The 11289-nt window shown below is 30.8% G+C and carries 12 protein-coding genes; all 12 read left to right on the forward strand.

The genetic code is table 11. The features are described 5' to 3' along the window. The first annotated feature begins 1 nt into the window (after nt 1). The 12 genes from ELQ16_RS07015 to ELQ16_RS07070 all read left to right on the forward strand — a co-directional run bounded on the left by ELQ16_RS07015 (nt 2) and on the right by ELQ16_RS07070 (nt 11099). The gene (locus tag ELQ16_RS07015; protein ID WP_012660824.1) at nt 2-187 is read left to right on the forward strand and encodes a type Z 30S ribosomal protein S14; all 186 of its coding nucleotides are present in this window, start codon (nt 2-4) and stop codon (nt 185-187) included. A gap of 9 nt (nt 188-196) precedes the next feature. Then, complete coding sequence (rpsH, locus tag ELQ16_RS07020; RefSeq protein WP_134238834.1) at nt 197-592, forward strand: 30S ribosomal protein S8; 396 nt, start codon at nt 197-199, stop codon at nt 590-592. A gap of 76 nt (nt 593-668) precedes the next feature. Then, nucleotides 669-1205 (forward strand): 50S ribosomal protein L6, encoded by a 537-nt coding sequence (rplF, locus tag ELQ16_RS07025; protein ID WP_134238835.1) that lies wholly within the window; start codon nt 669-671, stop codon nt 1203-1205. Nucleotides 1206-1214: 9 nt separating this feature from the next. Then, nucleotides 1215-1571, forward strand: a complete 357-nt coding sequence (gene rplR / locus ELQ16_RS07030) for a 50S ribosomal protein L18 (protein WP_134238836.1) — start codon at nt 1215-1217, stop codon at nt 1569-1571. 17 nt (nt 1572-1588) lie between these two features. Continuing rightward, the gene (gene rpsE, locus ELQ16_RS07035) at nt 1589-2032 is read left to right on the forward strand and encodes a 30S ribosomal protein S5 (RefSeq protein WP_134238837.1); all 444 of its coding nucleotides are present in this window, start codon (nt 1589-1591) and stop codon (nt 2030-2032) included. A gap of 3 nt (nt 2033-2035) precedes the next feature. Beyond that, complete coding sequence (rplO, locus tag ELQ16_RS07040; RefSeq protein ID WP_134238838.1) at nt 2036-2428, forward strand: 50S ribosomal protein L15; 393 nt, start codon at nt 2036-2038, stop codon at nt 2426-2428. Beyond that, on the forward strand, nt 2428-3693 hold the full coding sequence (gene secY, locus ELQ16_RS07045; RefSeq protein ID WP_134238839.1) for a preprotein translocase subunit SecY: 1266 nt from the start codon (nt 2428-2430) through the stop codon (nt 3691-3693). Before rplO ends, secY begins: the two co-directional genes overlap by 1 nt. 14 nt (nt 3694-3707) lie before the next feature. Next, on the forward strand, nt 3708-4892 hold the full coding sequence (locus ELQ16_RS07050) for a 1-acyl-sn-glycerol-3-phosphate acyltransferase (protein ID WP_134238840.1): 1185 nt from the start codon (nt 3708-3710) through the stop codon (nt 4890-4892). After that, nucleotides 4858-5700, forward strand: a complete 843-nt coding sequence (locus ELQ16_RS07055) for a phosphatase PAP2 family protein (RefSeq protein ID WP_166739671.1) — start codon at nt 4858-4860, stop codon at nt 5698-5700. Before ELQ16_RS07050 ends, ELQ16_RS07055 begins: the two co-directional genes overlap by 35 nt. Next, nucleotides 5675-8167 carry a PEP/pyruvate-binding domain-containing protein gene (locus ELQ16_RS07060; RefSeq protein WP_134238842.1) on the forward strand — a complete coding sequence of 831 codons (2493 nt, stop codon included), beginning with the start codon at nt 5675-5677 and terminating at the stop codon, nt 8165-8167. Before ELQ16_RS07055 ends, ELQ16_RS07060 begins: the two co-directional genes overlap by 26 nt. A 116-nt stretch (nt 8168-8283) precedes the next feature. Beyond that, nucleotides 8284-9378, forward strand: coding sequence for a DUF3298 and DUF4163 domain-containing protein (locus ELQ16_RS07065; protein WP_134238843.1), 1095 nt, complete (start codon nt 8284-8286; stop codon nt 9376-9378). 80 nt (nt 9379-9458) lie between these two features. Continuing rightward, nucleotides 9459-11099 (forward strand): methyl-accepting chemotaxis protein, encoded by a 1641-nt coding sequence (locus ELQ16_RS07070; RefSeq protein ID WP_134238844.1) that lies wholly within the window; start codon nt 9459-9461, stop codon nt 11097-11099. The last annotated feature ends 190 nt before the right edge of the window (nt 11100-11289 follow it).

The following is an 11289-nucleotide window of genomic DNA, read 5'->3' on the forward strand; positions in this document are numbered from 1 at the left end:
GATGGCTAAAAAATCAATGATTGCAAAAGCAGCGCGTAAACCTAAATTTAGCGTGAGGGGATATACTAGATGCCAAATTTGTGGGCGTCCACATTCAGTTTATAGAGATTTTGGAATTTGCAGAGTTTGTTTAAGAAAAATGGCAAATGAAGGCTTAATTCCAGGTCTTAAGAAAGCAAGTTGGTAAGGATGAATAATGATAAATGATATAATTTCAGATTCACTCACAAGAATTCGTAATGCGGGAATGAGAAGACTTGAAACCACCAAGCTTTTACATTCTAAAGTTGTAGAAGCTTTAGTTGGAATTTTTCAAACTAAAGGTTATATTGAAAGTTTTGATGTAATTGAAGAAGACAAGAAAAAATTCATCAATGTTGTTTTAAAATACGATGAAAGAGGTAATAGTGTAATTAATGAAATTAAAAGAGTTTCTAAGCCTGGTCGTCGCGTTTATAAAGGAAAAGATGAAATTAAGCGTTTTAAAAATGGTTATGGTACTATCGTAGTTAGCACATCTCGTGGTGTTTTAGCAAACGATGAAGCTTATAAAGCTGGAGTTGGTGGCGAAATTTTATGCACCATTTGGTAAAAATCTGCTTTTTATGGCATTGGGTATCCATTCTTGAAAAAAGTAGAAATATCCTAGACAAATAAAAAGGAAAAATATGTCTCGTATAGGTAAACAACCAATTGCTATCCCAAATGGGGTAGAAGTAAAGTTAGAAGGAAATTTGCTGAAATTTAAAAAAGGTAATTTAGCAAAAGAACTTGATATTAAAGCAAATGTAAATGTTGAGATTAAAGATAACAATATTATCTTTGCTCCTAAAGGTGAAGATCGTCAAAGTAGAGCTTATTGGGGAACTTATAGAGCTTTAGCTTATAATATAGTTGTAGGTTTAACTCAAGGTTTTTCAAAAACTCTTGAAATTAATGGAGTGGGCTACAAGGCTGCTTTAAAAGGTAAAGTTTTAGAATTAAGTCTTGGTTTTTCACATCCTATTAACTACGATATTCCAGAAGGTATAGAAATTTCTGTAGATAAGAATACTATTGTTGTAAAAGGAAGCGATAAACAAGTTGTAGGTCAAGTAGCTGCTCAAATTCGTGAATTTAGACCACCTGAACCATATAAAGGAAAAGGTGTTAAATATGCCGATGAACGCATTATCCGTAAAGCCGGTAAAACATCTAAGAAATAAGGGTTAAATATGAGAGCGAATATATTAAAAAGAAAAATTAATTTAAGAATTAAAAGAAAAAAAAGAATCAGAGCAAAAATTTCAGGTTGTGAAACTTTGCCAAGAATTTCTGTATTTAAATCAAATAGAACCCTTTATATTCAAGCAATTGATGATATCAAAGCTGTAACTTTAGTAGCAGCAGATGGTCGTAAATTAGGTATTAAGGCAAATAAAGAAGGTGCTAAAAAAATTGCAGCTGAATTTGCAAAATCTTTAAAAGCTAAAAAAATCGAACAAGCTATTTTTGATAGAAATGGTTATGTATATCATGGCGTAATTGCAGCATTAGCTGAATCTTTAAGAGAAAATGGCATTAAGCTATAAAACCCGGAGGAGAATCGATGGAAAAATATAATAAAGAAGAATTTGAAGAAGTAATCGTCGATATTGGCAGGGTTACTAAAGTTGTAAAAGGTGGTAGAAGATTTAGATTTACTGCCTTGGTTATTGTTGGAAACCGCAAAGGTTTGGTTGGTGTTGGTTATGGCAAAGCTAAGGAAGTTCCAGATGCTATTCGTAAGGCAGTTGATGATGCATTTAAAAATATCGTTGAAGTCAAAACCAAAGGTTCGACTATTGCTCATGATGTAGAAGTAAAATACAATGCAAGTAGAATTTTACTTAAACCAGCTAGCGAAGGTACTGGTGTTATTGCGGGTGGTTCTACTCGTCCTATTGTAGAGCTTGCAGGTATTAAAGATATCTTGACTAAGTCTTTAGGATCAAATAACTCCGCTAATGTGGTTCGTGCTACAATTAAAGCTTTAACAATGTTAAAAGGATAAAAAATGAATTTACAAAAAGCAGCAGGATCAACTCATAAAACTAAAAGAATAGGTCGCGGACAAGGTAGTGGTATGGGCAAAACCTCTACCAAAGGTGGCAAAGGACAAACTGCAAGAAAAGGTTATAATGAAAAAAGAGGTTTTGAAGGTGGACAACAACCACTTCAAAGAAGATTGCCAAAAGTAGGTTTTACTTCAAAAATTTTGAAACCTTATGTGATTAATGTTGAAAAAATTACAGCCGTAAAAGAACTCAGTGAAATTACTCTTGAGAGCATAAAAAGTGTGCATAAAATTTCAAAGGCTGTTAGTAAAATCAAGCTAATTGGCGTAAGCGCAAAAGATTTAGCTTCTAAAATCAAAGACGAGAATATCAGCGTTACTGGAACAAAATAATGAATAAGGCATTAGTAAATAAAATCCTTATTACTCTAGCCTTTTTGTTGGCATATCGGGTATTAGCTTATGTAAGCGTACCCGGTGTGGATACTGGAGTTATTGCGGATTTTTTTAACAAACAGAGCAATAATGCTTTTGGTTTGTTTAATATGTTTAGTGGTGGTGCAGCTGAGAGATTTTCTATCATTGCTTTAGGCATTATGCCTTATATTACTGCTTCTATCATCATGGAATTGCTCGCTGCAACTTTCCCAAATATCGGCAAAATGAAAAAAGAACGCGACGGTATGCAAAAATATATGCAAATCATTCGTTATGCAACTATAGTTATAACTTTAGTGCAAAGTATAGGTGTAGCCATTGGACTTCAAAGTCTTTCAGGATCAACGGGCGGTAGTGCTATTGTTATCGAAGATATGAATGTTTTTATTGCCATTTCTGCTATTTCTATGCTTGGCGGAACCATGCTTTTGATGTGGATAGGTGAGCAAATCACACAAAGAGGTGTGGGTAATGGTATTTCTTTGATTATTTTTGCGGGTATTGTTTCAGGTATTCCTGCGGCAATTAGCGGAACTGTTGATCTTATCAACTCAGGCGAGATGAATTTCTTAGTAGCTTTTGCGATTTTATTGATTATCTTACTCACTATTGGGGTGATTATTTATGTAGAACTTGGTGAAAGAAGAATTCCTATTTCTTACTCACGCAAAGTTGTAATGCAAAATCAAAATAAACGCATTATGAATTATATTCCTATTAAGCTAAATTTGAGTGGAGTTATTCCCCCAATTTTTGCAAGTGCGATTTTAATGTTTCCAGCTACTATTTTACAAGCTAGTAATAATCAATATTTAAAAATCATCAACGACTATCTTAGTCCAAATGGTTATTTATTTCATATTTTAACTTTCTTGTTTGTGATTTTCTTTGCATATTTTTATGCTTCTATTGTGTTTAATGCTAAAGATATTTCTGAAAATCTTAAAAAACAAGGCGGTTTTATCCCTGGAATTCGTCCAGGAGAAGGCACAGCAAATTATCTTAATGAAATTGCTTCGCGCTTGACTCTATCTGGATCGATTTATTTAGGACTTGTGGCGACTTTGCCTTGGGTTTTAGTGAAATTTATGGGTGTGCCATTTTATTTTGGCGGAACTTCAGTGTTGATTGTAGTGCAAGTGGCACTTGATACTATGAGAAAAATTGAAGCCCAAATTTATATGAGTAAATATCAAACCTTAAGCGCGGTAGGTTTATAGAACCTTTCAATTCAATGCAAAAATTTAAGCAAGGAATTTTAAAATTTTTTCTTTTCTTGCTTGTTTTTGCTTATTTTAGAAAAATTATTTTTTTAGATTTGTCTAAAAATAATGATTTAGGTCAAATGGCTATTTTATCACATAGAAATGGCGCCATTGATGGTTTTTTATACGCTTTTATTTTCCCCAAAATTCAATTTTTACTAGCCAGAAATTTAAGACGCAGTTTTTTAGGAAAAATCTTCTTTCAAGGTATTGAAATTACAAGAGAAAAAGATAAAGAAAGGGCGTTGCAACAAGGTTTAAAAGTAAAAGAAAATGACAATTTTAGCGCCTTAAAACAATGCTTAAATTTGATGCAAAGAGGCGGTACTTTAGGGATATTCCCAGAAGGCACAAGTGCTTTAAACCCCAAGCATTTAAAATTTGCCAATGGAGCTTCTAAAATAGCGTATTTAATGTTGCAAAAAAATGCTTTAGAAATCACGCCTTTAAGTATCTTTTATGATGATCCTACTCAAATGGGTTCTAAAGTTTTTATTGTTAAAGGAAGGAATTTAAAATTTGATCATATTCAAGATAAGGAAATTTTATATACTCAAATTAGCGCCGCTTTAGAAAATATACTGATAGAATTTAAAGATGAAAAAGAACAAGAAAATTGTGAGAAGATAGCTATTTTTTCTTCTTTGTATAAAGATGAACTATATTTAAAAGTATTGAAAAATTCTAAAATTTCAAAATTACAAGAAAAATTGAAGTCCTATGAAATCAAAAGCTCTAAAGCTTTTTTGTATAAAAATTGTGCCATTTTTCCTAAGTCTTTTTTGCTCAGCCTTTGGGTATTTTTCATAACAGCAATTATTGTAATACCTACTTTTTTGTTTAATTTGCCTATTTTTCTAAGTTCTTTTATAGCAGCAAAATTTTCTAAAGAAAAGCATACCATAAGCCTTTATAAAATTTTATCAGGGACAAGTGCTTTTGTGATTTTTTATATGGCTTTAGCTTTATTTTTTCCGCTTATAGCTTTTTTGTGTTGCATTTTTAGTTTGTGGGGTTTTCATCTTTATGGGGCTTTTAAAAAGCATGGAATTTTTTTGCTTAATGCCTTATTTTTTAACAAATTAAAGCGAGATTATGATGATTTGCAAGAAGAGATTAATGAGTATTTTAAAAACCAAAATTCAGCTTTTTGAATTTTTGTGGTTTTGTTTTTTTGGTATTATGTTTATAAGGCTTATTTCCAACGCATTTTTTAGCATTTATACTTTAGTCATTATGGGTTATTTGGTAATTAGTTTTGTACTTTTCTTTCTTAAAAACTATCGTTTAAAATTTGGTATTTATGTGCTTTTTATGAATAGCATTTTTACTTTGCTAAGAGAAATATCGCCTTTAATAAATATGGATAAAAAAGATTCTTATCTTGCTTTAATTGATGCTTTTATTTTGGGAGATATTAAAAATCTATCTTTATTTTTAGAAAATTTTTCTAATATTTATTTGACAGAGCTTTTAAGTATTGCTTATTTACTTTTTATGGTACAACTTGCATTTTATTTCGTCTTTTATCTTTGCGCAGATGAAAAAATTTCAAAAGCCTTTTATAATGGAATCTTAAGCTTTTATGCCATTGGGTTTTTAGGATATATTTTTGTTCCAGCCATAGGGCCTTATTTTTATTATGCGAGTGAATTTAAAAATTCACTGAGTGGGTTTTTCTTTAGAGATTTTTTAGATAAAGCTTATCCAACTTTTAGTAATTTTAGTGATGTTTTTCCAAGTTTGCATTGCGGAATTTCTTTATTTATTTTGCTTTTTTTGCAATATTTTAATAAAAAACATTTTTATTTTTGGCTCATTCCTTGTATTTTACTTTGGTTTTCTACAATTTATTTGCGTTATCATTATTTGATTGATTGTGTTGTTGGTTTTGTTTTGGCATACTTTTTTTATCAACTTGCAAAAAGGACTTTTAATGCAAATTTTAAAATTCAGCGATGAAAAAGCTACAAATTTAGAGCTTTGTGGAGGCAAGGGGGCAAATTTAGCTAAGCTTACAAGAGCAGGTTTTAAAGTGCCTCAAGGTTTTATCATTAGTGTAAAAGCTTATAGGAAATTCATAGAAAATGACGAAAATATCAAAAATTTAATTGAAAATTTTGGTTATATTTTTGATTATCAAGATTTAGACAAATTAGAAAAACAAAGCAAAATTTTAAGAGAGGCTTTTTTAGAGCTTGATTTTGGCTCGGAATTTTTAAAAGAATTTGATGAAAATTTAAAAGAATTTGATGAAAATACGGCTTTTAGTGTGCGTTCTTCTTCTACAATGGAAGATTTAAATTCTGCAGCTTTTGCAGGAGCTCACGATACTTTTTTAAATATTTATGGCAGAGATGAAATTTTAAAACATATCAAGCATTGTTTTGCTTCTTTATGGCAAAGTCGTGCCATTTTATACCGCGAAGAAAAAAACTTTTTTCAAAACGAAGCTTGTATGGCTGTTGTGGTGCAAAAAATGGTAAATGCGGATTTTGCAGGAGTTAGCTTTTCTATCAATCCTGTCAAAAACCGCAATGATGAAATTTTAATCAATGCAAATTATGGTTTAGGTGAAAGTGTGGTAAATGGCGAATTTGAGGTGGATGAGTATTGTGTTTCAAAGAGTGATTTTTCTTTGCGTTCTAGTCATATAGCCACGAAAGAATTTTGTATTATTCAAGATAAATTTGGCACAAAAGAAGAAAAAATAAGCAAAGAAAAGCAAAACATTCCTTGTCTTAGCGAGGAAAAGCTAAAACAAATTGCAAAGTTAAATTGCGATGTGGAAAAATATTATGCTTTTGCACAAGATATAGAATGGGCCATAGAAAAAGATGAGCTTTATTTGCTTCAAGCAAGAGCAATCACGACTTTAGCAGAGAGATGGACGCGCGATGAGTCAGCAGAGCGTTATCCAAATGTGATCACGCCTTTTACTTGGGATTATGTAGATAAAGCTTTTCACATCTCTTTGGAATATTCTTTTGAAATGATGAATTTACCGAGCTTTAAAGGCAAATGGTTTGCAAGTTTTAACAATTATATCTATGGCAATCAAAATGCAGTTTGGCTTTATATGCAAAGCGGAAATTTAGGTATAGATTTTAAAAATTTAGATACAGCATTAGAGCAAATTTTACAAAAATATCCTCATATTTATGATTTACCAAAGCAATGGATGAGAGATTTGGATGATTATTTAAAAGGGATAGGGAGTTTAGAAAATAAAATGTTGTTAAATGATGAACAGGCTTTTGATTTTTTAGATGAAGTTGTAAATCTTGGCACAATATATTTTCGTCCAAATATTGCTATATCCATAACTCAAAGCTTACTTTATAGGATTTTAAAAACATTTTTAGAAAAATTAGTAGGGGAAAAATCGGGCTTTTATTTTGATATTTTAACGCGTTTTGATGAGAGTAAAACGGCGCAAGTAAATGAAGATTTACTTACTTTAGCAGAATTTATAGTCAAAGATCCATTTTTAAAGAGTGAATTTGAAAAATATAATTCGCAAGAGCTTGAAGAAAAAATGTTTAATTATAAAGTTTTAAGGCAGAAATTTTGGAGCTTTTTGGCTCATCACGGACACAGAGAAATAGATTTTGATCCTTATCATCCTACTTGGAGCGAAGCACCTAGTGTAGTTCTTGATAATATTAAGCTTTTATTAAATAGCGATTTTGAAAAGCTTGCAAATGAAAAACTTCACAAGAAAAAATTATATTTTAATACCAAAAATGAGCTTTTTGCATTGTTACCAAAGCAGTGGCATTTTGGCTTTGATGAGCTTTTAAATTTGGTAAAAACCTATACGCTTTTAGATGATTTGGAGCACTATGAAACAACGCGTTTGAGTATTTTAGTGAGAAAAGCTACTAAGGCTATAGGCGAGTATTTTGTAAAACTAGGCATTATAAAAGATCCTTTAGATGTGTTTTTTACTCATATGCAGACAATTTTAGATTATAAAGAAGGTAAAATAACAAGCCAAATGGTGCGTTTAGAGATAGAAAAAGAAAAAGTACAGTATCTTGAAAATTCTAAAAAAATCCCAGCTTGGAATTTGGGTGAAGAAGATGAGGTTCTTGAAGGCGACAGCGAGGTTTTAGAAGGTGTAGCAGGAAGTATGGGAGTTGCTATAGGAGAAGTTTATTTAGTGCATTCTAAAGATGATTTCGCTACTTTTCCAAAAGATGCGATTTTGGTTGCATGCACAACCAATCCAGCTTGGACGCCACTTTTTTACTCCGCAAAAGGCGTGATTACAGAAAGCGGAGGAGCTTTATCGCATGGAGCGGTTACCGCAAGAGAGATGAAACTTCCTGCAGTAATGAGCATAAGAAATGCAATGCAAATTCTTAAAAACGGTATGCAAGTTAAAATAGATGGCAATAAGGGAAAAGTGTATATTTTAGATTGAATTAAAATGAGTAGAAAACGGTTTATTTTTTAAAATCAATACAAAGTTTTTCCGAGTTTGTATAGTATTTATAAGTTTAAGATACAATGCTTAAATATTGAAATTTAGGATATTAAATGAGATTTTCTAGCTATTTTTTAAAAATTTTATTACCTTTTGTTTGTATAGGTTTTTTGGGTGCGAATATGAATGCAAAGCAAAGTGATCCAGAGGGTGAATTTTATTTATTAGAAGGTAAAATTGGACAGGATAAGCTTTTATTGTATTTAGAAATGCAAAAAACCGCTAAAGATTACTACACTATAAATGCTAAATTTTCAGATTCTGATTCGTATTTTATGGGGCAAATTTGGGAGCAAAATCTCAGCTTTGTTTTAAATGAAGAGAATGAAATAAAAAAAATCACAGGTAGTGTGAAATTTGATAAAAATCACTTCCCTATTTTAGAAACAAAAATTGATGAAAAAAAAGTTAATTTTTTGCCTTCAACACATAGACTTAATACTCTAAAATTTGTAAGAATAGAATTTAAAGAAAAGAAAAACATTGAAGATCGGTTTGGGCAAAGAGAGATTACTTATAAATTGGAAGATGAGATGTTTTTTATTCCAAAATCTTTAATAAACACACAAGCAAGGGAAAAAATCAACGATATTATAGCCTTAGGAGCTAAAGATTTTAAACATTTAAAACAAAAAATTCAAGAAAAGCATAATGAACAAAGAGCTAAAGAATGGGATAAGCTTTCTTTTAATACAGAATATGCTAGATATTTTGGGGTGGATTATTTAGATGACAAAATTTTAAGTTTTAAAATCACAAATTATCAATATTTTGGTGGCGCGCATGGAAATGTCAATATAAGCCCCTTGAGTTTTTCTTTAAAAGATGGCAGTATTTTGTCCAACAAAAGCGAGGATTTGTTTAAAGATGTAAGCGATCCTACTTTGCTGGATTTGATTTTACAAGCTTTAGTAAAGTATGACAAAGGCGAGGATGCAGCAAGATTTTTAGAATGGGGCGGTGAAAGCAGAAAAAATATTTCTCTACCGTCAGAATTTTACTTGAATGAGAAAGGAATTAAATTCATTTGGCAGCCATACGAAATCGCATCTTATGCTGAAGGATTCATCAGCGTTGTTTTGGATTTTGATTCTTTGAAACCCTTTGTAAAAGAAAATTCGGTTTATAGATATTTGTTTGAAAAATAATTGATTTTTTCTAATGATTGTAGTGTGAGTTAATATATATTGGAGTACAATACCAAAAAATTTATTTTTTGGAGCTTAAAATGCATTTAAAATTCGGAATTTCAACTAGATTATATTTGGGTTTTCTTTTGTTGATGGTTGCTATGTTGATAGTGGCTTTTTTCAGTATTATAAAAATCAAATTTTTGGATAATACCTTAACTACGGCTACAGGAGAGAATGCATTAGTTTCGCGTCAAGCTATTAATTATCGTGGTAGCATTCATGACCGTTCTATTTTAATAAGAGATATAATATTAATAAAAGATCCTAAAGATTTGGAGCATACTTTAAATCAAATTAAAAAATTGGAGCAAGATTATTTTGTTGCAGAAGAAAAGTTGGCAGAAATTTTAGCTCAAGGCAATGTGAGTAAAGAAGTAAAAATAATGGTTGAGGATATCGCTAAAATAAAGTTGTTGACAACTCAAACTTATGCAAAGATTATTGATTATATAGTAAATCAAAAAGATATTGAATCTGCTAGAGAGTTATTGCTAACTTCGGCTAGAGACCAGTTTATTTTATGGTTGGCTCAAACGAATAAATTAATTGATTATGAAGAGTTGGCAAATCAGCGTCTTACTGAATCTGCTCTAAATGAAACCAGATCATTTGAATTCACAATGATTGTTATAATAACTATAGCTTTAATTTTTTCTATAATTATTGCTTATTTCATTGTGCGCTATATCAAACAATCCGTAGGTGGAGAGCCAAGAGTTGTAAATGATATTATTACGGAAGTGGCTAATGGAAATTTAACTCAAAAAATTCATACAAATTACAATCAAAGTATTCTTTATGCGGTTTCAAAGATGCAGGAGCAGCTTCGTGGTATTGTTTATAAGGTAATGCTAATAGTAGAAGAGTTAAATTCTAAAGCTGATTTGGTAGCCGAGCGTATTAATGAAACAGAAAAATCAGTTTTATTTCAAGGACAAACTTCCAAAGAATCTGTTTTTAAAATTAGAGAAATCAGTCAAAAAACAAAAAATATTTCGCAAAATGCTTCAGAAACAGAGCAGAATTCAAAAAACACCACTGAAGTTTGTCAAAATAATAAAAAATCAGCAGAAGATACAGCATCACAGATGGAATATATAGCTAATAATTCTTCGCAAGTTTCAGAGCAAATTGCTTTATTGCGCGAACATACAAAAAATATTGATACAAGTACAGATTTGATTAGTGAAATAACAGATCAGACAAATTTGTTAGCTTTAAATGCAGCTATTGAAGCAGCAAGGGCTGGTGATATAGGAAGGGGCTTTGCTGTCGTTGCGGATGAAATTCGTAAACTTGCTGAAAAAACAGGAGGTGCTACAGATCAAATTGCAATCATTAATAAAAAAATTCAAGAAGAAACCATAGCTACTGTAAAGATGATTGAAGAATCCATTCCGCTCATTGCTCAAGGAAAAAATTTAAGTGAAGGAATGCTTGATAGTGTTGAGCTTATTTATAAACAAGCCAATGATAGCCTTTTGAAAGCACGTGATGTGAATAAAGAAATTGCAGAGCAAGTAGAACTTATGAATGAAATTGAAGAAAAAATTATTTTGGTATCCGATATATCAGAAAAAACCCAAAAAGAAGTAAGTCAAAATAAAGATGCAATGAATGAGCTTAAAGTAATTTCTAATACTTTGAAAAAAGAGATTGAAATTTTTAGACTATAAAAACTTGGTAATTTTAAGTTTTTCATAGATATTGTAATAAATCTAGTATAAAAATTCTAGATTTATTATTTCTATATACAAGTTAAACAAATCAATTTAATATAGATATAAACCATTTCAATTTCCATCTTTCAGTCCCAACCAAAAATTCAAATCATTTCTTTGATTATTTCTTTAATCATTTCTTTAT

Source organism: Campylobacter sp. US33a (assembly GCF_004378855.1).
Taxonomy (GTDB): Bacteria; Campylobacterota; Campylobacteria; order Campylobacterales; family Campylobacteraceae; genus Campylobacter_D.

Bases quoted from the DNA above. Each gene is read 5' to 3' on its own strand.
- ELQ16_RS07015 (WP_012660824.1), top strand. From the start codon at position 2: ATGGCTAAAAAATCAATGATTGCAAAAGCAGCGCGTAAACCTAAATTT.
- rpsH (WP_134238834.1), top strand. From the start codon at position 197: ATGATAAATGATATAATTTCAGATTCACTCACAAGAATTCGTAATGCG.
- rplF (WP_134238835.1), top strand. From the start codon at position 669: ATGTCTCGTATAGGTAAACAACCAATTGCTATCCCAAATGGGGTAGAA.
- rplR (WP_134238836.1), top strand. From the start codon at position 1,215: ATGAGAGCGAATATATTAAAAAGAAAAATTAATTTAAGAATTAAAAGA.
- rpsE (WP_134238837.1), top strand. From the start codon at position 1,589: ATGGAAAAATATAATAAAGAAGAATTTGAAGAAGTAATCGTCGATATT.
- rplO (WP_134238838.1), top strand. From the start codon at position 2,036: ATGAATTTACAAAAAGCAGCAGGATCAACTCATAAAACTAAAAGAATA.
- secY (WP_134238839.1), top strand. From the start codon at position 2,428: ATGAATAAGGCATTAGTAAATAAAATCCTTATTACTCTAGCCTTTTTG.
- ELQ16_RS07050 (WP_134238840.1), top strand. From the start codon at position 3,708: ATGCAAAAATTTAAGCAAGGAATTTTAAAATTTTTTCTTTTCTTGCTT.
- ELQ16_RS07055 (WP_166739671.1), top strand. From the start codon at position 4,858: ATGAGTATTTTAAAAACCAAAATTCAGCTTTTTGAATTTTTGTGGTTT.
- ELQ16_RS07060 (WP_134238842.1), top strand. From the start codon at position 5,675: ATGCAAATTTTAAAATTCAGCGATGAAAAAGCTACAAATTTAGAGCTT.
- ELQ16_RS07065 (WP_134238843.1), top strand. From the start codon at position 8,284: ATGAGATTTTCTAGCTATTTTTTAAAAATTTTATTACCTTTTGTTTGT.
- ELQ16_RS07070 (WP_134238844.1), top strand. From the start codon at position 9,459: ATGCATTTAAAATTCGGAATTTCAACTAGATTATATTTGGGTTTTCTT.